The organism is Pedobacter sp. BAL39 (assembly GCF_000170795.1).
GTDB lineage: Bacteria > Bacteroidota > Bacteroidia > Sphingobacteriales > Sphingobacteriaceae > Pedobacter.
In genome coordinates this window covers 145767-171486 of sequence record NZ_ABCM01000002.1, presented here as the reverse complement: position 1 = coordinate 171486, position 25720 = coordinate 145767, and the positions used below count along the sequence as shown (strand labels likewise).

Here is a 25720-nt window from a genome sequence, read left to right as displayed (position 1 = left end):
AAAACAAATAATATTTAAATATTAATTTTATGTCGAACATTTCCGCTAACCTGAAATACCTGAGAAAGAAAAAAGGCCACACACAACAGCAATTCGCTGATGCCATGGGTATTAAGAGATCTCTTATTGGGGCTTATGAAGAAGACCGCGCTGAGCCTAAATACGATTTACTAAAAAAAATAGCAGAATACTTCGATTTGACGATCGACGAGTTCATCAATGAAACTGTCAATGATAACTGGAAACCCAAGCCAAAAAGCCAGGGTTCAAACCTGAGGATCCTCAGCATCTCCGTAGATAAGGATGATAATGAGAACATTGAAATGGTTCCCGTAAAAGCGAGCGCCGGTTACCTGAACGGATTCTCTGATCCGCAATACATCAAGGAGCTGCCCAAGTTTCAGCTACCCCTGCCCTTCCTCAGACAGGGTACTTTCAGGGCCTTTGAGATCATGGGTGACTCCATGCTGCCTATTCAGCCAGGAAGCATCATCCTTGCGGAATACCTCGACAACTGGAATGATGTAAAAGTAGGAGAAACCTACATTATCATCAGCAAAAATGAAGGTGTAGTCTACAAACGTGCGGGAAACAAGTTCAAGGAAAATAAAGAGCTTAAACTCATTTCCGACAATAAAGTATATGATCCTTATACGGTATCGGCAGAGGACATCCTTGAGATCTGGAAGGCCAAAGCATTCATCTCCTCAACGCTCCCTGATCCTACTCCAGAACCTACCATAGAAACACTGACCAATATGATGTCTCAGATGCAGAAATCTATTTCCCAGCTGAATAAGAACTAACAGATCGCTGACCTTAACCGTCTCCATTAACAAAGCAGGCCCTGATCCTGCTTTGTTAATTCTATTGTTGATTCGCCTTGTCATATTAAATTAAGCACACCATCATCCTGAGCCCAGCTTCATGTCCTATCGAATCCCATCAAAAATATAAAGCATAAAAAAAGGGAGCACATGTGCTCCCTTTCTTATGTAATGATCGTTAGATCTATTTTACTGCATCAATTACCGCTTTGAAAGCTTCTGGATGGTTCATTGCTAAGTCAGCTAAAACTTTACGGTTAAGACCGATGTTTTTGCTCGCTAATTTACCAATCAGTTGAGAGTAAGAAATGCCATGTTGACGTGCTCCAGCGTTGATACGTTGAATCCACAATCCACGGAATTCTCTTTTCTTAACTTTACGGTCACGGTAAGCATATTGCAAACCTTTTTCTACTGTATTTTTAGCAATGGTGAAAACCTTGCTTCTTGATCCCCAATAGCCTTTGGCTAAATTTAGGACTTTTTTCCTTCTTCTTCTCGAAGCTACTGCGTTTACCGAACGTGGCATGTTTTAATTGTTTTTGATAAACGGCGTTGCGTATCTCAGCAAACTTACTACCGGGTACCTGGTTAAAAATTTAATTATTTACCGATGCAAAGCATACGTTTAACGTTGCCCATGTCAGCGTCACTCACCATACTGGTGTTACTTAAGTTACGCTTACGTTTAGTCGACATCTTTGTTAAGATGTGGCTTTTGTAGGCATTCTTCCTTGCGATTTTACCTGTTCCAGTAAGCGAGAAACGCTTTTTAGCACTGGAATTGGTTTTCATTTTTGGCATAACCTGTGTTTATTTATGTAATTTATTTATTTTTTTGCAACTTTTGGAGCAAGCGTTAAAAACATACGTTTACCCTCTAATTTCGGCAACAGCTCCACTTTACCGATATCTTCAAGCGCCTGTGCAAATTTCAGTAAGAGGATCTCCCCCTGCTCCTTATACACGATTGCTCTACCTTTAAAGTGAACATACGCCCGTACTTTCTCACCATTCTCCAGGAAGCTCACTGCGTGCTTCAGCTTAAACTGAAAGTCGTGATCATTGGTGTTAGGCCCGAAACGGATCTCCTTGATCACCGTCTGCTTGGCATTTGCCTTGATCTCTTTCTGTTTCTTCTTCTGCTCGTAAACAAACTTACTGTAATCGATGATCCGGCAAACCGGAGGCACTGCATTTGGAGAAATCTCTACAAGATCCAACTCCAGTTCATCGGCAAGGGCTAAAGCTTTTGCCAAAGGATAGATCCCCGGTTCAACATTATCTCCAGCTAATCTAACCTCCTGAGCTCTGATAAACTGATTAATATTATGTTCTGCTTCTTTTTTCTTAAAAGGAGGACGCGGTCCCCTGTTAAATCCTGGTCTGCCTAATGCCAAATTTATATTCTATTAAATTGTTATTTCTTTTATTAATAATTCACTAAATTCTTGTTGTGTCATCGCTCCTAAATCGCCCTCACCATGCTTCCGTACAGACACCTTACCTTCTGCCATCTCCTTCTCGCCGATTATCAACATATAAGGGATCTTTTTAACCTCCGCATCTCTGATCTTCCTTCCGATTTTTTCATCGCGGAAGTCAATCAGCCCGCGAATATCGGAATTATTTAATTCATCTGAAACTTTTTTTGCATAATCTTCATATTTTTCAGATATCGGAAGGATGATGAACTGCTCAGGGGACAACCACAGCGGGAAGTTACCTGCACAATGCTCTATTAAAACCGCGATAAAACGCTCCAAAGAACCAAACGGCGCCCTATGGATCATCACCGGACGGTGCTTCAGGTTATCGCTGCCAGTATATTCAAGCTCAAAACGCTCCGGAAGATTATAATCCACCTGGATCGTTCCCAGCTGCCATTTCCGGCCCAATGCATCTTTCACCATGAAGTCCAGCTTAGGCCCGTAGAAGGCCGCTTCGCCATACTCCACCACTGTCGGCAAGCCTTTCTCTGCCGCCGCTTCGATGATCGCCGACTCCGCCAGCTGCCAGTTCTCGTCTGAACCAATGTACTTCGCCTTATTGTCAGGGTCCCTTAAAGATACCTGCGCAATGTAGTCGTTGAAACCCAAAGATTTGAACACATACAATACCAGGTCGATGACCTTCTTGAACTCCTCCTTCACCTGGTCCGGGCGACAGAACAAGTGGGCGTCATCCTGAGTAAAGCCACGCACACGGGTCAAGCCGTGCAGCTCGCCGCTTTGCTCATAACGATACACTGTTCCAAACTCTGCAAAGCGCAACGGAAGGTCTTTATAGGAACGTGGTTTTACTTTATAAATCTCGCAATGGTGCGGGCAGTTCATCGGCTTCAGGAAAAACTCCTCTCCTTCCTGCGGCGTTTTGATCGGCTGGAAAGAATCTTTGCCATATTTCTCATAATGGCCGGAAGTAATGTAAAGGTTTTTATGACCGATATGTGGGGTCACCACCTGCTCATAGCCAGACTTCGCCTGTGCCCTGGTTAAAAACTGTACCAGGCGCTCACGCAGTGCGGCGCCCTTGGGCAACCACAATGGCAAGCCCATGCCGACCTTCTCTGAGAATGCAAACAGCTCCAGCTCTTTTCCCAGCTTACGGTGGTCGCGTTTCTTTGCCTCTTCAATCATATGAAGATATTCAGTCAGCTCACTCGCCTTAGGGAAAGTAACACCGTAAATACGGGTCAGCTGTTTCCGGGTTTCATCACCACGCCAATAAGCACCGGCAACGTTCATCAACTTTACCGCCTTCACAAATCCGGTATTCGGGATGTGTGGACCGCGACAGAGGTCTGTGAATTCACCCTGACTATAAAAAGTGATCTTACCATCTTCCAGACCTTCTAAAAGGTCCAGTTTATACTCATCCCCTTTTTCAGTAAAATACTGGATCGCATCTGCCTTGGAAATGTCCTTACGCTCAAAAACCTCTTTTTGCTTTGCCAGCTCCAGGATTTTTGTTTCAATAGCCTTGAAATCATCCGAAGAAAATTCCCGGTCGCCAAAGTCTACATCATAATAAAAACCTGTTTCAATGGCAGGTCCGATACCAAACTTGGTACCCGGATATAAAGCTTCCAACGCCTCTGCCATGATGTGCGCCGACGAATGCCAGAAAGTGGATTTTCCTGCAGCATCATTCCAGGTCAGTAATTTAACGGAAGCATCCGCATTGATGGCTCTTGAAGAATCCCAGATTTCGCCATTGACCTCTGCGGCCAATACGTTACGTGCCAGTCCTTCGGAAATGGAGAGCGCGATCTGATGGGCTGTTGTGCCCTGCTCGTACTGACGACTGGAGCCGTCAGGTAGTGTAATGTTAATCATCTACAACTATGATTTTTAGTTTAATTAATTTGTTACTAATGGTTTACACAACTTCTATTTTACATTCAATAAAACACTGGGTAAACAATAGCGGCTTTTTACCGCTATACCATGCAAATATAAGGTTTTAATCATTTTTTTGACCAGAAAGATTAAATTAGTAATCCAGCCAGCCATTGGCCAGCACATCTGCCAGGTGCATCGTTTTCAAAGGAATGTTGTTTTTATCAATATAGCCCTGAAGGTGCATCAGGCAGGAAAGGTCAGTAGAGATGATGTATTCCGCCTCCTGCTCCAGTGCATTGTTGACCTTCTGCTCTGCCATTGCCGAGGAAATGGCATCAAACTTTACGGAAAAAGTACCTCCGAAACCGCAGCACATATCGGTATCTTTCATCTCTACCATCTCCAGTCCGTGAACCTTCGACAGCAGCAACCGCGGCTCTTCCTTAATCTTACATTCCCTGAGTCCGCTGCAGGAATCGTGGTATACCGCTTTGCCATCCAGTTCCGCACCGAAATAATCTTTTTTCAGCACGTTTACCAGAAAATCTGACAATTCAAAGATGTTTGACTGGATGCTCCGGCATTTATTATGGACAATAGTATTCGTAAAAAGGTCACTATAGCTATTTTTGACCATTCCTACACACGAAGCCGAAGGTGCAACAATGTAGTCCGTTTCGGAAAAGTCCGTCAGAAATTTATTCCCGATTTCCTTCGCCTGCTCCCAGTACCCGGCATTGTAGGCAGGCTGTCCGCAGCAGGTTTGGGCCGAGTTGTAATACACCTCACAGCCAGCCTTTTCCAACAACTTAATGGTATTAAAGGCAGTCTCAGGGTACAACTGGTCAACAAAACAGGGAACAAATAATTCAATCTTCATAGTGTGTATATTTTGAGGATAATGTTACCCTCTTAAACGGAGGTCCGCATTTTTCAAGCCTCTTAACAGCAACAAAAATACCAAACCTAAAATAAAAAATACAGCGAGTGCCAGCACAGAGTTCCTCATATTCCCTGTCAGCTCCTCAATATAGGCAAAACTGAACAGGCCAATCACGACCGCCAGCTTCTCTGTAACATCGTAAAAACTGAAGAATGAGGTACTGTCCGGGGTTCCCTCAGGCAAAAATTTGGAATAAGTGGAGCGCGACAGCGACTGTATCCCGCCCATGATCATTCCTACCACAACGGCCAGCGCATAAAACTGATATTCATTGGTGATGAAATACGCTCCTACGCAGGCCAGCACCCAAATGCAGACAACCAGAATCAGCACGTTTACATTGCCGATCCGCTTTGCAAGCCTGGACATCACAATGGCACCAAGGATAGCGACCAGCTGGATGATCAGGATGACCATAATCAGTTTCGAAGTGCCCAGGTGCAGCAGCTTCTCGCCAAAGCCGGCAGCCGCAAGCATCACCGTCTGTACCCCCATCGAATAAAAGAAGAAAGCCAGCAAAAAACGTTTCAGCACATCCATATCTTTGAGCTGCTTCCAAACCTTTCCAAGCTCCTGAAAACCACTATGGGCCAGGTTTTTCGTTGTCGACACAAAATTAGGACTACCTGCAGGCAGCTTCCGGAATGGAATCTGGCTAAAGGCAATCCACCATACCCCCACCAGCAAAAACGAAATCCTTGCAGGCAATGAAGCATCAGTGATGCCAAACAACTCCGGCTTCAGCACAAATACAAAACAGATGATCTGCAGGAATACACTCCCTACATACCCATAGGCGAAGCCCTGTGCACTTACTTCATCCTGCTGGTCTTTACTGGCAATCTCCGGCAAATAGGAATTGCTGAACAGCACACCGCCTACATAACCCATCGCTGCAATGGCAAAACAGATGATGCCCAACTCCAGTGTCTCGAGCTTAAAGAAAAATAATCCAATACAGGCCAGACTGCCCACATAGGTAAAAATCTTCATAAAAATCTTCTTGTTACCCCGGTAATCGGCTATGGCCGACAATACTGGCAGCAAAAACACCATGATCAGGTACGCTACCGCCAGCGCATAATTTGACAAGGCCGTATTGGTAAAACTCCTTCCGAAGAAAGATACCTTATCACCATGTTCAGCAGTGGTCGTAATGATGGTATAGTAGGCCGGAAATATCGTTGAGGTGATCACCAGGTTATAGGCAGAATTTGCCCAATCAAAAAAGGCCCATGACCGGATGACTTTTTTATCGTTCTTTTGTTCCATGTGTCCGTTGAGGCCACTAAAGTAGCTAAAAAACTTATAATATCCACCGCAACCTGCGCTTCAGAATTTTCAGTGCCCGCCCCATATTTGTACGCACCGAATTTTCAGGCATATTTAGCTGTGCGGCGATCTCTTTTCTACTGAGGTTCCCTTTCCTGTTGAGGCAAAATACCTCCCTCATGTTCTTAGGCAGCGCTGCAATCTCCTTCTCAATATAACGGTTAAGGTCCTCATGCCTCACCTTATGGTCGGTCCTGTCCTGCTCGGTAACTGCCATCACCATGGCATAGTCCAGGTACTCCCGCTGTACCTTTTGACGCCTGAAATGTGCTACTACACCATTCCGAACCGCCTTAAACAGGAATCCACGAAAATTGCTGTTGATCACCAGCACTTCCCTCTTTTCCCAGATATAAGTAAATACATCGCTCACAAGATCTTCAGCATGAGGGAAATCACCCAGCTTATTTCCAGCGAAGCTGATCAGCGGTGCGCTGTATCGTTTCATAATTTCTGCAAATGCCCGGGTGTCGTCTGCCCGCAGCAATTCAATCAGCTCCTGGTCGGGGAGCTCCTTGTAATGGATCATGGTCGTAAAGGTTTAATACCGGCCAGCATGAAAAGCAGGTGTGGGCACACCTGCGCAATGGCATTACTGGTCTGGAAGATGGTGGAAGAATTAAATTGTCCTAAACAAAAAAGGGAAAGCCGATTGGCTTTCCCAGTATTTTAGTGTTCAGGACTAATCTATAGAGAAGATCCCGGACAGTGGTTAAAAAAAGAAAAATTAATTTACTTTTTCCAGTTTCGTTGCGCCGGACTTCTTTTCCTTTACATTTTTAGGGTTTCCTTTATAATAGATTTCACTGGAGCCTGAGGTTTTTACCCGCAGGTCATTCAGCACATTGATGTTGGCCTTTCCTGTGCCGTCGATGTTAATGTCGTAAATGCCGGCAACAAAGTTAAATGCTTCAACCTGCACATTTCCGCTGGTTTTCAGTTCATGTGTTCCTGCTTGCCCAGACAAAGACAATTTCCCTACGCCATCAATCTTTGTTTTCAGCTTCGCGGCATTCAGATTCAGACTCAGGTCTGAGCTTCCCGAAGCATTAATCTCCACATCAGCAGCGTTGAGCAAGCCATCAGTCGTCACACGTACCATACCATCCGTTTTCAGGCGTTTCAGCTCACCCAGACCCACATAAACCACGATGGAATCCGTACCGCAGTATTTACCATTTTCAAGCTTCAGCTGGAGCTCATGACCACTTACCTTTGCCGTAATCACCTTCATGACATTCGAATCGGCCTGAAGCCTTACCAGGTAACTGCTGTCCTGTTTGAGTACCACCTTGATCGTTCCGCTGACCGACACCTCGTCAAAGCTGTCCATCTTTACGGTTCTTTCAATCTGATTGCCGGAGTCTTCGATACATTTGGGGCTGCAACCACCAATCAGGAGGACTGCAGTGCAGGCCATAAGGGCTATTTTCTTCATAGGTATGTGTATTTATCGCTTTACAATAAACAGGATCAAAGGTAATAATACTTGCCGTCGGTCTTAATTTTCCCGCCGTCGAGCAACTCCCTGACCCGCTCCAGTTTTTCATTTTCAGTACCACTTTTTATGCCAGTAATCAGGTCTTCCACAGAAAGCTTGTCGCTCTGCAACAAGGTGACAATCTCAAAATCCACCCGATCGGCCAGATCCGCCTGGTCTTCTTTTTTCTTTTCTGCAAGGCAAACATCACAAACCCCGCATTTGGGAGCATTTGGCTCATCAAAATAACCCAGCAGCTGCACGCTCCGGCACACCGGCGTCCCTGCATAAGCGAGCACCGCCCTGATCTGTTTCTCCTGGATGTCCTTTCGCAACGCAATGTATTTCACGTCAATATCCAGATGGATAAAGTCCCTGCGCGGCTGCAGGTAGCTCAGCTGTGGCTGATCCGTTTGCGGAAGGTAAGACAACAGCTCACGCTCCTGCAGGGTACCCAGCATCTTCACCACGGCATTGGCAGAAAGCCCTACCCGCTTGCCTATCTCAAACTCATTGATCTTGACATATTGCTCAAAAGCACCTCCGTAAGAACGAAGGATGGATTTAATCAAGGGGTCATAACCTGCATTTTCTATCTGAAAGCGGTATACATCTTCATGTCCTGCAGTAAACATCACACGTGAAGGAAGAAAGATGTTGTCCGACAGCGTCAGGTAACCATCATGCTCCAGGAACTTCATGGATGCCATGGTCTTCATCACTCCAAGGTTGAACCGCTTACAGAAGTCAGCCAGGTCGAAGCCAAAGGTCAGCCCCATTCCGGCACCATAAGCCAGCTGGTAAAAGCTGCCCAGGTAATGGTATACTTTTTTAATTTCATCAACGGTGGGAAAATGATCGATGGACTTTGCCTTCAGCGACAGCTGATCGGCGTGGTTTGCGAGCAGCACCGCATAGGCTTTTCGCTCATCCCTTCCCGCGCGACCTGCTTCCTGATAGTAGGCTTCCAGGCTCTCCGGAAGGTCCATATGGACCACAAATCGGACATCAGCTTTATCAATACCCATTCCGAAAGCATTAGTAGCTACCATCACCCGAAGCTTGCCATTTTTCCAAAGCTCCTGCTTCCTGAAGCGGTCTTCTTTTTCAATCCCTGCATGGTAGAAGTCTGCGGAAATGCCGTTCCGCTGGAGGAACAACGCAATCTCTGAAGTTTCCCTCCGGTTACGGACGTAAACCAGTCCGCTGCCAGTCACATTGCGGACTACCGAAAGCAGCTTTTTATACTTATCCTCTTCATCTATTACCACGTATGAGAGGTTCTTACGCCCAAAGCTTTGTACAAACACCTGCGCCGAAGCCAGCTGCAGCTTGCTGATGATGTCTTCACGTACAAATTGCGTAGCCGTGGCAGTGAGTGCCAGCATCGGTACCTTCGGATGGATCTCACGTATGGCACTGATCTGCAGGTATGGCGGTCGGAAGTCATAGCCCCATTGCGACACGCAATGTGCTTCATCTACCGCAAAAAGGCTCACATTCATGTAGGAAATACGTGTGCGCACGAGATCAGAAAGCAAGCGCTCCGGCGAGAGGTACAAAAACTTGATTTTCCCGTAGATACAATTGTCCAGCAGGATGTCAATCTCCCTTTTCCCCATCCCTGAGTAGATGGCTACTGCCTCAATGCCACGTGCCTTCAGGTTCTCCACCTGATCCTTCATCAGCGCAATAAGTGGCGAGATCACAATACAAATCCCATCCATGGACATTGCCGGAACCTGGAAACATATAGACTTACCCCCGCCAGTAGGCAGTAGTGCCAGGGTATCCTGGCCCTTTAACACGGAACTGATAATATCGGCCTGCAGTGGCCGGAAAGTATCATATCCCCAATATCGCTTTAAGATCTCTGCTTCGCTCATAAAAAGGTTAAATCAAAACTATAAAAATGATCCGATATTACTAAATTGCAGGCCTTTTATAATTCTGATCCATATGATAAAACATACTACTTTCCTATTAGTTTTTTTATGCTGTATTAAATATAGTTACGCTCAGGATCAAAAATGGAATGTCGAGAAATATCTGGGCAACTCAAAATCCTTTAACATTGATACTGAGGAAGGCACCTGGATGAACCTCGATGTCAGTCCAGACGGCAAGGACATCACCTTCGACCTTCTTGGCGACATTTACGTGATGCCGATTATAGGAGGCACCGCCACCCTGCTCAGCGGCGGCATTGCCTGGGAAGTACAACCCCGGTTCAGTCCGAACGGCAAATACATATCTTATACCAGCGACAAAACAGGGGGCGATAACATCTGGATCATGAACCGTGACGGATCTGCCAAAAGACAAGTGACTAAGGAAACATTCCGGTTATTGAACAACGCAACCTGGATGCCCAACAGTGAATACCTGATTGCACGCAAGCACTATACCGGCACACGTTCCCTTGGTGCCGGCGAAATGTGGATGTACAGCATTTATGGCGGAGAAGGCGTACAGCTGACAAAGAGAAAGAATGACCAGCAGGATGCCGGAGAACCAAACGTCTCTCCCAGCGGACGCTACCTGTACTTTAGCGAAGACATGGCCCCGGGCCCGAACTTTGAATACAGTAAAGATCCCAACGGGCTGATCTATGCCATCAGGCGGCTGGACATGACCACCGGCAAGCTCACCGACCTCATCGCACAGGCGGGTGGTGCTGTACGCCCCCAGGTATCTCCGGATGGCAAATTCATGGCTTACGTGAAACGCGTGCGCCTGAAATCGGTATTGTATATTCAGAACCTGCAGACCGCCGAGGAATGGCCCGTATATGAAGAGCTTTCACACGACCAGCAGGAGACCTGGGCTATTTTTGGGGTTTATCCTAATTATGCCTGGACACCGGATGGCAAAGCCCTGGTCTTCTATGCCCGTGGAAAAATCAAAAGAGTAGAACTGAACAGCCTGCAGGTGACAGACATTCCTTTTCATGTCATCAGTACACAGACAGTTCAGGAAGCCCTGCATTTCACACATCAGGTGTTCAGCAATGAGTTCAATGCAAAGATGATCAGGCAGCTGACTACCTCTGCGGATGGAAAAATGGTCGTTTTTAATGCTGCCGGATACCTCTATAAAAAGGAATTGCCAAATGGCATTCCGGAGCGCGTGACCAACAGCAATGAGTTTGAATTTGAGCCTAAGATCAGCAGCGATGGTAAGTACGTCATCTACGCCACCTGGAACGACGACCTGAAAGGTGCGATCAAAAGAGCAGACCTGAAATCGGGAAAAACCACCACGCTGACGGATGAGAAGGGATTTTATTACAGTCCTTCTTACTCCAGCAAAGGTGATAAAATCGTATTCCGCAAGGGTGTGGGCAATGAAGTACTCGGCTATTCCTATGGCAGGGGCACCGGCATCTATTTGATGTCTGCGAATGGCGGTGCGAAAACACTGGTGTCCGACAACGGCATCAGGCCCCAGTTCAATGCTGATGATACGCGCATTTACTTCCAGGGATACGATAATGGCAAAAAAGCCTTTAAAAGCATTGATCTGAATGGTGCCAATGAGCGCACGCACTATACCTCCACTTATGCTAACCAGTTCGCACCTAGTCCGGACGGGAAATGGATGGCCTTCACAGAATTGTTTAATGTGTACCTCACCCCCATGGTCAGGACCGGCGCTGCGCAGGAACTGTCTTCAGGCAACAAATCCATTCCACTCACGCGCCTGACCAAAGATGCCGGAACCTACATGCACTGGAGCAGCGACAGTCAGCGTTTATTCTGGACCCTTGGTGATGAGTACTTCAGTAAAGAGGTAAACGCAGCATTCAGCTTTAATGACGACGGCACGAAAAGTGAATTAAAACCTGACAGCACTGGCATCGCCATCGGTCTGCGCCTGAAAAGTGATGTTCCTACGGGTATTATTGCCCTTAAGGGCGCAAGGATCATCACCATGAAAGGTGATGAGGTAATTGATGAAGGAACGATTATTGTAGAAAATAACATCATCACTGCTGTAGGTAAGGCTTCAGATGTGACCATCCCTGAGTCGGCAAAGGTCATCGATGTTACCGGCAAAACGATCATGCCAGGAATGGTCGATGTCCACGCACATCTAAGGACCAGCCCTGATGGCATCTCACCACAGCAGGATTGGTCGTACACGGCCAACCTGGCTTTTGGGGTAACCACCGCTCATGATCCTTCCAGCAATACAGAGATGGTGTTCAGTCAGTCAGAAATGCTCAAAGCAGGCAGAATGGTTGGCCCGAGATTATATAGCACCGGATCGATATTATATGGTGCAGACGGTGACTTTAAGGTTGTCATCAACAGCCTGGACGACGCATTGTCTCATTTGAGAAGGTTGAAAGCAGTAGGCGCATTCTCTGTAAAATCCTATAACCAGCCGAGAAGGGACCAGCGCCAGCAGGTACTGGAAGCAGCGCGACAGCTGAAGATGGAAGTAGTGCCTGAAGGCGGCTCCACCTTCTTCACCAACATGAACATGATCAGCGACGGCCATACAGGTATCGAACACAGCATTCCTGTAGCCCCGGTATATAAAGATGTGACCTCCTTCTGGAACAACACAAAGGTCGCCTACACACCTACACTCATCGTCAGCTACGGCAGTCAGTGGGGGGAAAACTATTGGTATGACCGCACCAACGTATGGGAGAACCAGAGATTGATGGCCTATACACCGAGGGGAATTATTGATGCACGTGCCAGAAGAAGAACGACATCTGAGTACGGCGACTACGGCCATATTGAAGTAGCTAAGACCACTAAGGTAATTGCCGATGGAGGCACGAAGGTCAACCTTGGTGCACATGGACAGATCCAGGGACTGGGCGCGCACTGGGAGTTATGGATGTTGGTACAGGGCGGAATGACACCATTGCAGGCCATCCGTTGCGCGACCATGAATGGTGCAGCTTACCTGGGCATGGATAAGGAAATCGGATCTCTCGAAAACGGAAAGCTGGCAGACCTGGTCATCATCAACGACAATCCACTCGATGACATCAGAAATTCTGAAAATATCGAATCCGTCATGATCAATGGAAGACTTTACGACAGCATGACCATGAATGAATTTGGTTCGCGTGAAAAATTGCGAACCAAATTCTGGTTTGAATCAGGCAAGGGAATGATCTACACCTTCCCTACCGGGAATGCGGAAACATGGACATTCACCACGCCTAACTGCGAATAAAAACGCTGGAGCTGAATGTTAACCGGCAGACTCAGGTTTGCCGGGCATAATCTCCAGCATATGTCTGGATCGCTCATAACTACGCTCCGAAGAACTAAGCGCTTCGTATTTGATTTTTTTAGCTTTGAACTGTTCCATTTTTTTGTGATACCTGGCCTTATCTGCTTCAAACCGCGCTTCGAGTTCCGCGTAGCTTTCTGCCGCTTTAGCCTGTTCAGCTTCGTCCAGTACAGGGGGATTGCCGGGCCCATTTATATTTCCAAGATACAATGTATCAGAGATGTCCTTTCCATTAGCAGCCTTGAATAACATATAGATCTCCATAGGCTGGTGGATCATGCTGCGGTGCAGCTTCAGCTCATACCCCCCGCTTTCGCGCTTGGCGGCATTCAGCATTTGTACCGACCTCCTCATGCCCGGAAAATAAACAAGGATCATTACCATGTCCTCACGCCTCCGCAGATAGCCCTTTACATCTTCCTTACTCCAGCTGAAAGAAAGTCCTTTAGGGGATTTCGTTACCGATATATCTTCCGAAAAAGGCAATTTCCCGTGACTGAAGATTACTTTGCTGTAGTCGATGCTCATGTCTGGATAGTCCCCGTAAATTGCGGTGCTTTTGTTAAATGAGACAGCGAGGTTTTGAGGATTCTTGTCGGTTCCCTTTGCTTCAATCGCAAAACCGGCATCAACAAAATCATTCATCGTACGCAGCATGTTTACTGTAAGCGACATTCGCTGATAATTAGCCAGCTGCTTCACACTTGGAGGCCCCTGAGGCCCAATTGTCCTTGCGACTTGTTTCCCGTTTAGTGGATAAAACACCAGATTTCCGATTCTTCCACGGAACTCGCCCAGTGGGCCGTTTGTAATAATTGCCATAAAAATTAAGTTAAGAGTTAAAAAATTGTGCAAAAGACAGATATCATCTTATCTTTAACACTTATATCTAACGCAAGATAACTAACATTCCCACAGGTTGTATATTAGTTTTGATTAAGTAGCACATTTATTACGTATTACGGACGAATTGGGCACTATTTCAGGACGAGTTGCTACGGCCACACCGGTAACAACGCCCTAGCAACCCCTTAGCATAATCGCTTCAAAACCTAATCAGATGATCACTTCATACGAACTTATATCGAACCTGATAGCCAAAAGGAGCCAATGAAGCGGGATTTATAACTGCTGGGCGATCACGAAACCGCTTGCCCATGCCCACTGAAAATTATATCCGCCGAGCCATCCGGTGACATCTACACATTCGCCACCAAAGAAAAGACCTGGGACGGTTTTGCATTCCAGTGTTTTTGAAGAAAGTGTCGCCGTATCAATTCCACCGCGCATCACCTCGGCCTTATCATAGCCCTTGTCCCCAGCAGGTTTCACCTTAAAGTGGTGGATGTACTGGTCAATCAGGTCAAGGTCGGCCCGCGTCAGGTTGGCTACCTGCTTGTCCATTGGCAGGAACTTACCCATAGCATCACTGAATTTTTTGGGATAAAAGCGGTTAAAAAGTGTCGACAACAACAGTTTGCCATTATGGGTACGCTCCGCATCAATCAATTGCAGTACCTGCTGTCCGGGTAATAGATCGATATGGATAAATTCCCCGGGTCTCCAATACGACGAAATCTGGAGCACCGCAGGTCCGCTGAGGCCCCAGTGCGTAAACAGGATATTTTCCTCGAAGCTCATGCGGTCATTGCTCACCTCACAAAAAACGGAATTTCCGGATAGCTGCGCATACCACTCTTCATCTTTTCCAGTTATGGTCAGCGGCACCAGTGCAGGTGCAGTGTCTACCACACGCAGGCCCTTTTGACGGGCATAACGTAACGCAAAATCAGTAGCGCCCATCTTCGGGATGGGCAGCCCCCCTGTTGCCACCACCACCCTGGGCGCCAACAAGCTGCGCTGCTTAGCCCCCTTTTCAAAAATGATTTTAAAGCCATCTTCTCCTTGTACGATGTCCATCACACTGGCCTCGCAGATGATCTGATGACCAAAATCCTCACACAAATTCGTAAATACGGAAACGACGTCCTTTGCATTCTTCCCATCCGGAAAGAGCTGCCCCAATGTCTTCTCCTTTCCGCTGATGCCATAAGTTTCAAAAAAGCTGATGGTATCTTCTACCGTCCATTGCGTAAATGCTGATTTGAGAAAATGGTGGTTCTCGGAAATGAACTGCTCAGCGCTGGCAAAGAGATTGGTATAATTGCAGCGCCCGCCACCGGAAATCAGGATCTTGGCCCCAGGTTTGTCACTCTTTTCCAGGAGGATTACCCGTTTTCCAAGGTATCCAGCCTGTACTGCACACATCAACCCGCAAGCCCCGGCACCAATAATTATAGCATCTGCATCCATCAATCCGTTTATATTGTTATTTTTGTGCAAAATAAGCATAACTTTTTCATATCAATATGGCAAAACAAATAAGTGATTTAAAATTAGGCATATTAGGTGGAGGTCAACTGGGCAGGATGCTGATCCAGGAAGCCATCAATTATAATTTAACCACTTTAATTTTAGATCCGGATACTGACGCTCCTTGTAAACACCTTGCAAACTACTTTGAATGCGGTTCCATTACCGACTTTGACACCGTCTACAACTTCGGCAAGAAGGCAGACATCATCACCATTGAAATAGAAAAGGTAAACATAGAGGCCCTTGAGCAGCTCGAAAAGGAAGGCAAGCAGGTATTTCCGCAGGCAAGGGTCATCAGGCTCATCCAGGATAAGGGCGTTCAGAAACAATTTTTTAAAGAAAATAACATCCCTACCGCACCATTTCAACTGGTGAATACAAGAGAAGACATTAAAAACAGTCATTTCGCCTTCCCTTATATCCTCAAGCAACGCCGCGATGGTTATGATGGTAAGGGGGTAATGAGAATCAACGGTGCTGCAGACATTGAGCAGGCCTTTGATGCACCATGCCTGATTGAAGAACTGGTCGATTTCGAAAAGGAAATTGCAGTCATTGTCTCCAGAAATTCCAACGGCGACGTAAAGACGTTTCCAATGGTAGAAATGGAATTTAACGCAGAAGCCAACCTGGTTGAGTTTCTGATTTCTCCTTCCACCTATCCTGAATCTTTACAGGAGCGGGCGGAGAATATCGCTAAGAACATTGCATCCTCACTCAACATCACCGGTTTACTTGCGGTGGAGATGTTCGTGACTAAGGATGGCGAAATCCTCGTCAATGAACTTGCACCGCGTCCGCACAATAGTGGACACCATACCATTGAAGGCAATTATGTGTCTCAGTTTGAGCAACACCTGCGCGCCATCTTTAATCTGCCTTTAGGGGATACCCGCCCCATCAGCAATGCAGTGATGATCAACCTCCTGGGTGAAAAAAACCACAATGGCGTTGCCAAATACCAGGGACTGGAGAAAATCATGGCCATTGATGGTGTTTACGTACACCTGTATGGCAAGAAGTACACCAAGCCTTTCCGTAAGATGGGACACGTCACCATCGTTGACCAAAACCGCGAGAAAGCAATTGAAAAAGCAAATTATATCAAAAACACACTAAAAGTTATATCCTAATGAGCATACAAGTAGGCATTATTATGGGCAGCAAGTCTGACCTTCACATCATGAAAGACGCTGCCGATATTTTCAAAGAATTCAATGTTGAATTTGAAATGACCGTCGTATCCGCTCACCGTACGCCGGAAAAGATGTTCGATTATGCAAAGCAGGCGGCTTCACGGGGTTTGAAGGTCATCATTGCCGGTGCCGGCGGTGCAGCACACCTTCCGGGGATGGTAGCTTCCATCACCACCCTTCCGGTGATCGGCGTCCCGGTAAAATCCTCCAACTCAATTGATGGCTGGGATTCTATCCTGTCGATCCTCCAAATGCCAAATGGCATTCCTGTAGCGACTGTGGCACTGAATGCGGCAAAGAATGCAGGACTGCTGGCGGTACAAATCCTTGCTACAGCAGATGCATCGCTAAGCATAAAAATGCAACAGTATAAAGATGACCTCAAGAAAAAAATTGAAGAAAGTGCAATCGACGTAGAATCATACAGCTAAGTCCTATCATCTTTCGCTGAGCTTACATTTATCTGATCACTAATTCATATTCGGATCTTTAGGGAAGTTGCTGATGTGTGCATACCTTGGACCAAGGTTAATCACAGCTTCCCTCCAAAGTTCTTCTTCATTATCAGAGAATACCACATCGGCATGGAACCTATCGGACACCATCCAGGTATTCTCCTCAAGCTCAAGCTTCAACTGGCCCTCAGACCATCCGGAATAACCGATAAAAAATTTGATTTCCGCAGGTTCAATACTGCCTGTCAGCAATAAAACCTTCAGTGCCTCAAAATTACCACCCCAATAAATGCCTTTTGCCACTTCCTGGCCGTCATTAAGCCGGTCGTAACAACGGTGGATAAAGTGCAGCGTATCTGTAGCAACAGGCCCTCCGATATACACCGGAAGCGCTACTCCAGCAAATTCCGGGACAAGATCGCTGAGTATCAATGTACTGCGCTGGTTTAAGATGAAGCCCACTGTTCCCTCCTCCTGATGGTCAGTAAGCAGCACCACGGAACGCTTAAAATTCGGATCCATTAAGAATGGTTCTGAAATCAATAATTTACCTGGTGATGGCTGTATTTGACTTAACATTGTGGAAATTTAGCGATAATTTCATATAAATTAAAACCTATTTTTGTACAAATGGAGCTTACTAAAGAGAATTTGCAAAATTTAAGACAAGAGTATCGTTCAGCTGAGCTGGCCGAAACTGATGTCGACAGCAATCCGATCCAACAATTTAAAAAGTGGTTTACCGAAGCCCTGGACGCACAGCTTTTCGAGCCTAATGTGATGACCCTGGCAACGGCAAATGCAGCAGGAAAACCTTCCGCGCGCATTGTCCTGCTAAAGGGCTTTGATGAAAACGGCTTTGTTTTCTTTACCAACTATGAAAGTCATAAAGGTAAGGAGCTCGCTGTCAACCCCTATGCATCCATGGTTTTTTTCTGGCCTGAGCTGGAGCGACAGGTATGTATTGAGGGCAGCGTGACGAAAGTCTCCGAGGAAGAATCCACCGCCTATTTCCATTCCCGCCCTGTGGGCAGCCAGATTGGCGCCAGTGCCTCCATGCAAAGCAGCAAAATCGGCAGCCGTGAAGTCCTGGAGACTAAAGTGGAACTGCTGAGCGAAACGTACAAAGATCAGGAAGTTCCCCGTCCGGAGTATTGGGGTGGCTACCTGCTGACACCTACCAGCGTTGAATTCTGGCAGGGACGTCCAAGCAGGCTGCACGACCGTATTGCCTATGAGTTTACCAATGGTTCGTGGATTATCAATAGATTAGCGCCATAACCTACAGCTATAAATTTTAGAGATATGAAGAAAATTGCAGTGATCGGCTCCGGAACCATGGGCAATGGCATCGCACATACTTTTGCACAGTTCGGCTACCAGGTAAACCTCGTGGATGTCCGTGGAGAAGCACTTGAACAGGCGATGGTTACCATCAGCAAAAACCTGGACAGACAGGTGGCAAAGGAAGTCATCACCGGAAAGGACAAAACCATTATCCTTGGCAACATCAGCACCTTCAGCGACCTGAAGACGGGTGTGGCTGAGGCCGATCTCGTGGTGGAAGCGGCTACAGAGAACATGGAGCTCAAATTGAAGATCTTTAAAGATCTTGACGCTTTCGCCCCAAAGGAGGCCATCCTGGCCAGCAACACCTCTTCTATATCCATTACCAGAATTGCTTCAGCAACGGAACGCCGCGACCGCATCATCGGTATGCATTTCATGAACCCCGTTCCGGTGATGAAGCTCGTGGAAGTCATCAGGGGTTACGCTACCTCCGACCAAACGACCAACATCATCATGGACCTCTCCAGGAAACTGTCAAAAGTGCCTGTTGAGGTCAATGATTACCCCGGCTTTGTAGCCAACAGGATCCTCATGCCCATGATCAATGAGGCCATTTACAGTTTGTATGAAGGCGTTGCCGGCGTCAGGGAAATCGATACGGTAATGACCCTTGGCATGGCACATCCAATGGGCCCCTTGCAGCTCGCCGACTTTATCGGCCTCGATGTATGCCTGGCCATCATGCAGGTGTTGCATGAAGGCTTTGCCAATCCGAAATATGCCCCCTGCCCGCTGCTGGTCAATATGGTCACTGCCGGAAAAAAAGGAGTAAAATCGGGTGAAGGCTTCTACGACTATAGTCAGGGCATAAAAAACCCTGAGGTATCGGCTAAATTCAGCAAATGAAGGAAGAACATTCCTTCGTCAATCCTTTTATATTAACTTTGCACACGAAAAGTATATGCTGAATGTTCTTTAAATGCTGCGCTCAGCGTGCCGTTTACAGATTCAGCATCAGCCTTATGTCTTTACGAAATTATACATGATGAACGAAAACCTTGACCCCTCTTCAGAAAACCTTTCGCCTGTTGAACGTGATATAGAAAAAGTATTGCGTCCCCAGGCATTTGAAGATTTTACCGGTCAGGATAAGATCATGGAAAACCTCAAGATCTTCGTAAAAGCGGCCAAGCTCCGCGGGGAGCCGTTAGATCACGTGCTACTGCATGGCCCTCCAGGACTGGGTAAAACCACGCTATCCTATATTATTGCCAATGAGATGAGTGTTGGCATTAAGGTAACCTCCGGCCCTGTGCTGGACAAGCCAGGTGACCTTGCCGGTTTGCTGACGGGCCTGGATACAGGTGATATCCTCTTTATCGATGAGATCCACAGGCTCAGTCCGCTCGTAGAGGAATACCTCTATTCTGCGATGGAGGATTTCAAGATTGACATTATGCTGGAAAGCGGTCCGAATGCGAGGTCTGTACAGATTTCACTTAACCCCTTTACGCTTGTTGGTGCCACCACCAGATCAGGGCTCCTTACCGCGCCGTTACGTGCAAGGTTCGGGATCAACTCCAGGCTTGCTTATTATGATGCAAAACTACTGACAACAATCGTACTGAGGTCCTCACAGATCTTAAAGACGCCCATTACAGAGGAAGGCGCTTATGAGATCGCCAGACGAAGCCGCGGTACTCCTCGTATTGCCAATGCCCTACTGAGGAGAACACGCGATTTTGCGCAGATCAAAGGTGATGGCACCATCAATACAGAAATTTCCAGATATGCACTCAAGGCCTTGAATGTTGATGAACACGGTTTGGATGAAATGGACAACAAAATCCTCGTCACCATCATTGATAAGTTTAAGGGGGGGCCTGTAGGTTTAAAAACCATTGCTACAGCTGTGGGAGAAGATGAAGGCACCATTGAAGAGGTGTACGAACCATTCCTCATTCAGGAGGGCTTCCTGATGCGTACATCAAGAGGCAGGGAAGCTACCGAAGCTGCCTATAAACACCTGCAGAAGAATTTTCCCGGACAAACAGGGATGTTGTTTTAAATAAGACAAGTACGTGGCTTTAAAAAAGACAGCTACGTGGCCTTAAACCAAACGGATGTGTAGTTTTAAAGAAGATGGGCATACTGTTCCGATTTTGTTTCCGGGTAAATTAAGACTGCTGACATAAAAAGTGCGTCTTCTTGACATCTGAATACCTTTTAGGCATCATTTCTGTACACATAGGCTAAAAATAGCTTATGAACATCGAAACAAGACGACTCACCTTATCTGACTACAACGACCTCAAGGAATCCATGCTACAGGCTTATGATACGCTGGGCGGGCAAATATGGAGCAAAAGCAGCATAGAAAGGCTGTTGAAACTATTCCCTGAAGGCCAGCTCTGCATCGCTGTAGATGATAAAGTGGTAGCTTGCTCCTTGTCCATTATTGTAGATTATGATGAATATGGGGACAAGCATACCTACAAAAATATCACTGGCGATTACTCCTTTTCTACACACGATTCCGCAGGTGATGTCCTATATGGCATAGAAATCTTTGTACATCCGGAATTCCGGGGTCTGCGACTGGGGAGGCGGTTATATGAGGCCCGCAAGGAACTTTGTGAAAGCCTGAACCTGAAGAGTATCATCGCCGGAGGACGTATCCCAAGATACCATGAATACGCCGGCAAGCTCAGCCCTCGACAATATATAGACAAGGTAAAGGCCAAGGAGATTTTTGACCCAACCCTCACCTTCCAGATTTCCAACGACTTTCACGTGAGGAAAGTTTTAAAAAACTACCTCCCCGGAGATCATGAATCTAAAGACTACGCCACCTTGCTGGAATGGAACAACATCTACTACCAGGGAATTGATGCCTCTGCAAGATCTGCAAAAACGATCAGAATTGGCCTCGTACAGTGGCAAATGCGTCTTTTTCCAGACATGGAGGCTTTTTATGAACAGGTTGAGTTTTTTGTAGATGCCGTAAGCGGCTACAAATCGGATTTCATCATGTTTCCAGAGTTCTTTAACACGCCGCTGTTGCAACCTTACAACCACCTTCCTGAAATGGAAGCCATGCGCATGCTGGCAGGAAAGACGGAAGAAATTGTGCATAAAATCCAGGAATATGCGGTGTCTTACAATGTAAACATCATCTCCGGCAGTATGCCGATTATTGAGAACAACAAATTGTACAACGCGACTTACCTGTGCCACCGGACAGGTAAAACGGACGAATACAGAAAGATCCAGATCACTCCCAATGAGCAGAAATACTATGGAATGGTTGGCGGCGATAAGATTCAGGTTTTCGATACCGATTGTGGTAAAATAGGGATCCTGATCTGTTATGACGTAGAGTTCCCGGAGCTCAGCAGGATTTATGCTGATCAGGGCATGCAGATTCTCTTTGTCCCCTTTCTCACCGACACACAAAACGGATACACGCGTGTGAGACACTGCGCACAGGCGCGGGCAATTGAGAATGAGTGTTATGTGGCCATTGCAGGATGTGTTGGAAACCTCCCAAAAGTAAACAACATGGACATCCAGTTTGCACAATCTGCTGTATTTACCCCGTCAGACTTTGCCTTTCCTACAAACGCGGTAAAAGCGGAAACGACCCCGAATACAGAGATGATGCTGGTAGTAGACGTAGACCTGCACCTGCTGGACGAACTCCACCATTTCGGAACGGTAAAAATCATGAAAGACAGGCGCAAAGACCTGTATGAGGTCAGGCTGTTGAAATAAATAACACACAGATGATGCCGTTGACTGAACGCATCATTTAACAGTGTTATCTAAATAATAAAAAGCTATCTAGGCAGGTCATTACTACGTCGGTTACAATTGGGAAAAGTATTCAGTCAGAAATAAAAAACCCCAACCGCATGATGCAGTTGGGGAATTGTGTTTAGCATAAAAGAGAGCTGTCCAGTTCTAAAAACTATCTGCGTGTATGGTCAGCAATCCTGCGCTTAAAACGGTTGCGCTGACAGGCCACGTCACGTGCTCCTGTTAAGCATTTCTGAATGCCAGCCAGTAGATCAATAAGGCAACCACGAGGATCGGTATGATCCATTTCATGACCTTTGAGGCACCATTTCTATCATACTCATTTACTGCCTCCGGTGATGGTCCGGGATCCTCCTGATGTTTCTCATAATCAGTCTCTATTGGTTTTGATGGCTTGTTTGGATCTTCTATATGTTTTGGATCGATGTTGTTTCCTGTATTTTCCATAGGTCTAAATGTTGGTTGTAATTTAATAACAAATGTTCGTTTAAAAGGTTTTCAGGCGATTTCCTATCTTTGTAGCAGATGCTGAATAATTCTTCCCGATATAGCAAGCTGATTAAAGATGAGGCACTCCGGCTGGGCTTCATGCAATGCGGCATTGCCAAGGCAGATTTCCTGGAAGAAGAAGCACCGCGATTGGAGCAATGGCTCCACAAAAACCACCATGGGCAAATGGCTTACATGGAGAACCATTTTGACAAACGGCTAGACCCCAGGTTGCTGGTGGATGACGCTAAATCAGTCATTTCTCTTACACTCAACTACTTCCCTGAGGACCAGCAGCAGGATCCTGACGCGCCGAAGATCTCCAAATATGCCTACGGTACGGATTATCACCTGGTGATCAAGGACAAGCTCTTCCAGCTGCTCAACTTCATTACTGAAGAAATTGGCGAAGTCTCAGGCCGCGCATTTGTAGACTCAGCGCCTGTGATGGACCGTGCCTGGGCCAAACGCGCAGGTATCGGCTGGATCGGTAAAAACAGCAACCTTATCAACAAAAAAAGTGGTTCTTTTTTCTTCCTCGCAGAGCTTATCGTGGACCTGGAACTGGAGTATGACCACCCCTTTTCCACCGACCACTGCGGCAGCTGTACCAGATGTATTGATGCCTGCCCTACAGAAGCCATCCTCTCTCCTTTCATCATCGATGCCAACAAATGCATCTCCTACCTCACCATTGAGCTCAGAGAAGAGATCCCCGAACAGTTCAACGACAAGATGGACAACTGGATGTTTGGCTGCGATATCTGTCAGGATGTATGTCCCTGGAACCGTTTCTCCGTACCCCATTCCGAGCCTAAGTTTCAGCCCAATGAAAACCTGCTCCAGATGAAACGCGAAGACTGGCTAGACATTACAGAAGATGTGTTCAGGACGATCTTTAAAAATTCGGCGGTAAAGCGTACAAAGTTCAAAGGACTTACCAGGAACATTGATTTCATTAAAACCATTCCCAAGTAAGTCCTTCAGTATCTGCTCATCGTCGCTTCGGGATAAGCATATATGCCATTAGTTTAGTTGACCCTGATGATGTTGTCCGAGCGGTCTTTATCGGGTACATGAGCACTGCCCAATTCTGCCCTTTTTAGCTTTTTTGTGGTCTGTACCGGCACAGTGATCTGCTGATCACCTTTCTCCCATACTGCGATTGAACGGTGTACCTGCTCCTTTGTACCATCGGTATAAGTCAGCTGCAGGTCTACAGGAAGGGGTTTTATCCCTTTTGTGCTGATGTGGAACAAATAACCATCTGCCGTTTTATTGGCAGCTGTGAGCGCCATATCTGTTACCCCTTCACTGAAAAACCAGCGTTTCCAGAACCAGTTCAGGTTTTTCCCGGAGCCTTCGTTCATGCTGTTGAAGAAGTCGTAAGGCATCGGATGTTTTCCCTGCCACTGGCTGATGTAATGGTGTAGAGCCTTATGAAAAAGCGCATCACCCAGATAATCCTTGATATATAAATAGCCCATTCCCGGCTTGGGATAGGAATTGGTGAAGGTGGCGCTCCCTTTCAGCTCGGTACTCAATGTCATGACTGGAACATCGTCTTTGGTGCCTGACGCCACCGCAGTAGGCACCACGCCATACTCGTCCACCATAGAAGGCTCTATCATCGGCGCAATCAGCCATTCCCCGATCGTCGCCCAGCCTTCATCCATCCAGGCATATTTCGTTTCATTGGTACCCATATAAAAAGGAAACATGGTATGGAAGATCTCATGTACCGTTAAGGTGATCGCATCCTCACGGCTGTCGACCGGGTTATCGTTGACCATCATTGGATATTCCATCTGGTCCAACCCGTCGAAAATCGTCTCATGTGGATAAGGAAAAGGCCATTTCGGAAATTTATAACTCATCGCATACACTGTTTGCTTTGCAAAGTCAATCACCTCATAATAGTCCTTGTGGATCGGGTTAAATACGGCATCCACTCTTGTGCGCCGCTTGCTTGCCGGGTCTACGACCAGGCTGACCGATTTCCACAGGTAATGGTCGCTCAGTGCGAAGACAAAATCCGTCACATTCCTGCCATCAAACTTCCAGGTATTGTAGGGCTGCTCAGCATTGGTAAAGTTTCTGGCAGCAAGATCCTGATCATTGATCACATCAACCACCGCATCAGACGTTTCCGCCCGCTCCAGTCGCTCAGCAACAGATTTTGAATATACCTTCTTCGCATTCAGGAGATCCCCTGTGGCCCATACTGCAAACTGGTTTGGAACGGTAATCTCTGCCTTGAAATTGCAGAAGTCGTTGTAAAACTCCACATCTCCAGTGTAGGGATACTTGTTCCAGCCATCAATGTCGTCATACACAGCAATGCGGGGGAAAAAATAGGCAACAAAATGAGAACCCTCATCCACCTGACCCGTGCGCATATGAGAACCTTTGTTCAGCTCATACTGATAGTCGATCTTGAGCTTCAGTTGCTTGCCGGGCTTCAGGGCAGCAATATCAACCTGCATATTGGTACCATCTATGTGGATGCTGTTCTCCGGAATCTGCTTCCCTTCGGCCACTATGGAAAGGATTTTAACCCCTTCGTTGAGGTCACGTTCATTGAGCTTGGATTCACGCGGAACACCCTTTTTATAGAGGTTGGGATACAGCTTAAACCAGAGTGTGCTGAGCACATCCGGACTATTGTTTTCATAAATCACATCCACGGCACCTTTCAGCACCCTTGTAGCAGGATTAAAGTCCACTTTCAGGTCGTAGTTTGCCGTATTCTGCCAATATTTGGCGCCGGGTCTGCCTGTGATGGTGCGTGTTTCCTTCGCATATGCAGCCTGCACCTCTGCCGGAACAGGCAGGGTTTCCTGCGCGGCAACCATTCCAGAAAGACAAATGGCAGTAATGAATAAAGAGATGCTCTTCATAGATAAC

23 protein-coding genes are annotated in these 25720 nt (G+C 46.6%); 9 read left to right on the top strand and 14 right to left on the bottom strand.

Annotated features, from left to right (window positions below; translation table 11 throughout):
• The first annotated feature begins 29 nt into the window (after positions 1-29).
• Positions 30-806, top strand: a complete 777-nt coding sequence (locus tag PBAL39_RS02990) for a LexA family transcriptional regulator (RefSeq protein ID WP_008238153.1) — start codon at positions 30-32, stop codon at positions 804-806.
• Between the two features lie 205 nt (positions 807-1011).
• On the opposite strand, the gene rplT is transcribed toward PBAL39_RS02990, so the two are convergent.
• The 9 genes from rplT to PBAL39_RS02945 all read right to left on the bottom strand — a co-directional run bounded on the left by rplT (position 1012) and on the right by PBAL39_RS02945 (position 9812).
• Positions 1012-1356 (bottom strand): 50S ribosomal protein L20, encoded by a 345-nt coding sequence (rplT, locus tag PBAL39_RS02985; protein WP_008238152.1) that lies wholly within the window; start codon positions 1354-1356, stop codon positions 1012-1014.
• Positions 1357-1430: 74 nt separating this feature from the next.
• A complete protein-coding gene (rpmI, locus tag PBAL39_RS02980; RefSeq protein WP_008238150.1) occupies positions 1431-1631 on the bottom strand; it encodes a 50S ribosomal protein L35 in 201 nt (66 codons plus the stop codon).
• 26 nt (positions 1632-1657) lie between these two features.
• The gene (gene infC, locus PBAL39_RS02975) at positions 1658-2227 is read right to left on the bottom strand and encodes a translation initiation factor IF-3 (protein ID WP_008238148.1); all 570 of its coding nucleotides are present in this window, start codon (positions 2225-2227) and stop codon (positions 1658-1660) included.
• A gap of 12 nt (positions 2228-2239) precedes the next feature.
• On the bottom strand, positions 2240-4165 hold the full coding sequence (gene thrS / locus PBAL39_RS02970) for a threonine--tRNA ligase (protein ID WP_008238129.1): 1926 nt from the start codon (positions 4163-4165) through the stop codon (positions 2240-2242).
• Between the two features lie 157 nt (positions 4166-4322).
• Positions 4323-5051, bottom strand: a complete 729-nt coding sequence (locus PBAL39_RS02965) for a (Fe-S)-binding protein (protein WP_008238122.1) — start codon at positions 5049-5051, stop codon at positions 4323-4325.
• 24 nt (positions 5052-5075) lie between these two features.
• Entirely contained in the window at positions 5076-6386 is a 1311-nt protein-coding gene (locus PBAL39_RS02960) for an MFS transporter (protein WP_008238119.1), read from the bottom strand.
• 34 nt (positions 6387-6420) lie between these two features.
• On the bottom strand, positions 6421-6975 hold the full coding sequence (locus PBAL39_RS02955) for an RNA polymerase sigma factor (RefSeq protein ID WP_008238118.1): 555 nt from the start codon (positions 6973-6975) through the stop codon (positions 6421-6423).
• 198 nt (positions 6976-7173) lie between these two features.
• Entirely contained in the window at positions 7174-7884 is a 711-nt protein-coding gene (locus tag PBAL39_RS02950) for a head GIN domain-containing protein (RefSeq protein WP_157273877.1), read from the bottom strand.
• Between the two features lie 35 nt (positions 7885-7919).
• Positions 7920-9812, bottom strand: coding sequence for an ATP-dependent DNA helicase RecQ (locus tag PBAL39_RS02945; protein WP_008238116.1), 1893 nt, complete (start codon positions 9810-9812; stop codon positions 7920-7922).
• 73 nt (positions 9813-9885) lie between these two features.
• On the opposite strand from PBAL39_RS02945, the gene PBAL39_RS02940 reads away from it, so the two are divergent.
• Positions 9886-13128 (top strand): amidohydrolase family protein, encoded by a 3243-nt coding sequence (locus PBAL39_RS02940; protein ID WP_008238115.1) that lies wholly within the window; start codon positions 9886-9888, stop codon positions 13126-13128.
• An 18-nt stretch (positions 13129-13146) separates the two neighbouring features.
• Here PBAL39_RS02940 and PBAL39_RS02935 read toward each other — a convergent pair whose 3' ends face one another.
• Both PBAL39_RS02935 and PBAL39_RS02930 read right to left on the bottom strand, forming a co-directional pair.
• Positions 13147-14010, bottom strand: coding sequence for a DUF6266 family protein (locus tag PBAL39_RS02935; protein WP_008238108.1), 864 nt, complete (start codon positions 14008-14010; stop codon positions 13147-13149).
• A gap of 300 nt (positions 14011-14310) precedes the next feature.
• Positions 14311-15501, bottom strand: a complete 1191-nt coding sequence (locus tag PBAL39_RS02930; protein WP_039866054.1) for an NAD(P)/FAD-dependent oxidoreductase — start codon at positions 15499-15501, stop codon at positions 14311-14313.
• A 56-nt stretch (positions 15502-15557) separates the two neighbouring features.
• Here PBAL39_RS02930 and PBAL39_RS02925 point away from each other — a divergent pair, with 56 nt between their 5' ends.
• Together PBAL39_RS02925 and purE are read left to right on the top strand one after the other, a co-directional pair.
• Positions 15558-16697, top strand: coding sequence for a 5-(carboxyamino)imidazole ribonucleotide synthase (locus PBAL39_RS02925; RefSeq protein ID WP_008238106.1), 1140 nt, complete (start codon positions 15558-15560; stop codon positions 16695-16697).
• The gene (gene purE / locus PBAL39_RS02920) at positions 16697-17191 is read left to right on the top strand and encodes a 5-(carboxyamino)imidazole ribonucleotide mutase (RefSeq protein ID WP_008238105.1); all 495 of its coding nucleotides are present in this window, start codon (positions 16697-16699) and stop codon (positions 17189-17191) included. Before PBAL39_RS02925 ends, purE begins: the two co-directional genes overlap by 1 nt.
• Positions 17192-17230: 39 nt before the next feature.
• Here the strand turns inward: purE and PBAL39_RS02915 are convergent, their stop codons facing one another.
• Positions 17231-17737: a YqgE/AlgH family protein gene (locus PBAL39_RS02915; protein ID WP_008238104.1), complete on the bottom strand. Its 507-nt coding sequence runs from the start codon at positions 17735-17737 to the stop codon at positions 17231-17233.
• A gap of 108 nt (positions 17738-17845) precedes the next feature.
• On the opposite strand from PBAL39_RS02915, the gene pdxH reads away from it, so the two are divergent.
• From pdxH to PBAL39_RS02895, 4 genes are all read left to right on the top strand, one after another.
• A complete protein-coding gene (gene pdxH, locus PBAL39_RS02910; protein ID WP_008238103.1) occupies positions 17846-18496 on the top strand; it encodes a pyridoxamine 5'-phosphate oxidase in 651 nt (216 codons plus the stop codon).
• A 24-nt stretch (positions 18497-18520) separates the two neighbouring features.
• Positions 18521-19411: a 3-hydroxybutyryl-CoA dehydrogenase gene (locus PBAL39_RS02905; protein WP_008238102.1), complete on the top strand. Its 891-nt coding sequence runs from the start codon at positions 18521-18523 to the stop codon at positions 19409-19411.
• 139 nt (positions 19412-19550) lie between these two features.
• Positions 19551-20573, top strand: a complete 1023-nt coding sequence (gene ruvB, locus PBAL39_RS02900) for a Holliday junction branch migration DNA helicase RuvB (protein ID WP_039866053.1) — start codon at positions 19551-19553, stop codon at positions 20571-20573.
• A gap of 197 nt (positions 20574-20770) precedes the next feature.
• Positions 20771-22279, top strand: coding sequence for a bifunctional GNAT family N-acetyltransferase/carbon-nitrogen hydrolase family protein (locus tag PBAL39_RS02895; protein WP_008238098.1), 1509 nt, complete (start codon positions 20771-20773; stop codon positions 22277-22279).
• Between the two features lie 267 nt (positions 22280-22546).
• On the opposite strand, the gene PBAL39_RS02890 is transcribed toward PBAL39_RS02895, so the two are convergent.
• Positions 22547-22771, bottom strand: a complete 225-nt coding sequence (locus tag PBAL39_RS02890) for a hypothetical protein (RefSeq protein WP_008238096.1) — start codon at positions 22769-22771, stop codon at positions 22547-22549.
• Positions 22772-22849: 78 nt separating this feature from the next.
• Between PBAL39_RS02890 and queG the strand changes: the two genes are divergently transcribed.
• A complete protein-coding gene (queG, locus tag PBAL39_RS02885; protein WP_008238095.1) occupies positions 22850-23791 on the top strand; it encodes a tRNA epoxyqueuosine(34) reductase QueG in 942 nt (313 codons plus the stop codon).
• A 53-nt stretch (positions 23792-23844) separates the two neighbouring features.
• Here queG and PBAL39_RS02880 read toward each other — a convergent pair whose 3' ends face one another.
• Positions 23845-25713, bottom strand: a complete 1869-nt coding sequence (locus PBAL39_RS02880; protein WP_008238092.1) for a M1 family metallopeptidase — start codon at positions 25711-25713, stop codon at positions 23845-23847.
• Positions 25714-25720 lie beyond the last annotated feature (7 nt).

Bases quoted from the DNA above. Each gene is read 5' to 3' on its own strand.
- PBAL39_RS02990 (WP_008238153.1), top strand. From the start codon at position 30: ATGTCGAACATTTCCGCTAACCTGAAATACCTGAGAAAGAAAAAAGGC.
- rplT (WP_008238152.1), bottom strand. From the start codon at position 1,356: ATGCCACGTTCGGTAAACGCAGTAGCTTCGAGAAGAAGAAGGAAAAAA.
- rpmI (WP_008238150.1), bottom strand. From the start codon at position 1,631: ATGCCAAAAATGAAAACCAATTCCAGTGCTAAAAAGCGTTTCTCGCTT.
- thrS (WP_008238129.1), bottom strand. From the start codon at position 4,165: ATGATTAACATTACACTACCTGACGGCTCCAGTCGTCAGTACGAGCAG.
- PBAL39_RS02965 (WP_008238122.1), bottom strand. From the start codon at position 5,051: ATGAAGATTGAATTATTTGTTCCCTGTTTTGTTGACCAGTTGTACCCT.
- PBAL39_RS02960 (WP_008238119.1), bottom strand. From the start codon at position 6,386: ATGGAACAAAAGAACGATAAAAAAGTCATCCGGTCATGGGCCTTTTTT.
- PBAL39_RS02955 (WP_008238118.1), bottom strand. From the start codon at position 6,975: ATGATCCATTACAAGGAGCTCCCCGACCAGGAGCTGATTGAATTGCTG.
- PBAL39_RS02950 (WP_157273877.1), bottom strand. From the start codon at position 7,884: ATGAAGAAAATAGCCCTTATGGCCTGCACTGCAGTCCTCCTGATTGGT.
- PBAL39_RS02945 (WP_008238116.1), bottom strand. From the start codon at position 9,812: ATGAGCGAAGCAGAGATCTTAAAGCGATATTGGGGATATGATACTTTC.
- PBAL39_RS02940 (WP_008238115.1), top strand. From the start codon at position 9,886: ATGATAAAACATACTACTTTCCTATTAGTTTTTTTATGCTGTATTAAA.
- PBAL39_RS02935 (WP_008238108.1), bottom strand. From the start codon at position 14,010: ATGGCAATTATTACAAACGGCCCACTGGGCGAGTTCCGTGGAAGAATC.
- PBAL39_RS02930 (WP_039866054.1), bottom strand. From the start codon at position 15,501: ATGGATGCAGATGCTATAATTATTGGTGCCGGGGCTTGCGGGTTGATG.
- PBAL39_RS02925 (WP_008238106.1), top strand. From the start codon at position 15,558: ATGGCAAAACAAATAAGTGATTTAAAATTAGGCATATTAGGTGGAGGT.
- purE (WP_008238105.1), top strand. From the start codon at position 16,697: ATGAGCATACAAGTAGGCATTATTATGGGCAGCAAGTCTGACCTTCAC.
- PBAL39_RS02915 (WP_008238104.1), bottom strand. From the start codon at position 17,737: ATGGATCCGAATTTTAAGCGTTCCGTGGTGCTGCTTACTGACCATCAG.
- pdxH (WP_008238103.1), top strand. From the start codon at position 17,846: ATGGAGCTTACTAAAGAGAATTTGCAAAATTTAAGACAAGAGTATCGT.
- PBAL39_RS02905 (WP_008238102.1), top strand. From the start codon at position 18,521: ATGAAGAAAATTGCAGTGATCGGCTCCGGAACCATGGGCAATGGCATC.
- ruvB (WP_039866053.1), top strand. From the start codon at position 19,551: ATGAACGAAAACCTTGACCCCTCTTCAGAAAACCTTTCGCCTGTTGAA.
- PBAL39_RS02895 (WP_008238098.1), top strand. From the start codon at position 20,771: ATGAACATCGAAACAAGACGACTCACCTTATCTGACTACAACGACCTC.
- PBAL39_RS02890 (WP_008238096.1), bottom strand. From the start codon at position 22,771: ATGGAAAATACAGGAAACAACATCGATCCAAAACATATAGAAGATCCA.
- queG (WP_008238095.1), top strand. From the start codon at position 22,850: ATGCTGAATAATTCTTCCCGATATAGCAAGCTGATTAAAGATGAGGCA.
- PBAL39_RS02880 (WP_008238092.1), bottom strand. From the start codon at position 25,713: ATGAAGAGCATCTCTTTATTCATTACTGCCATTTGTCTTTCTGGAATG.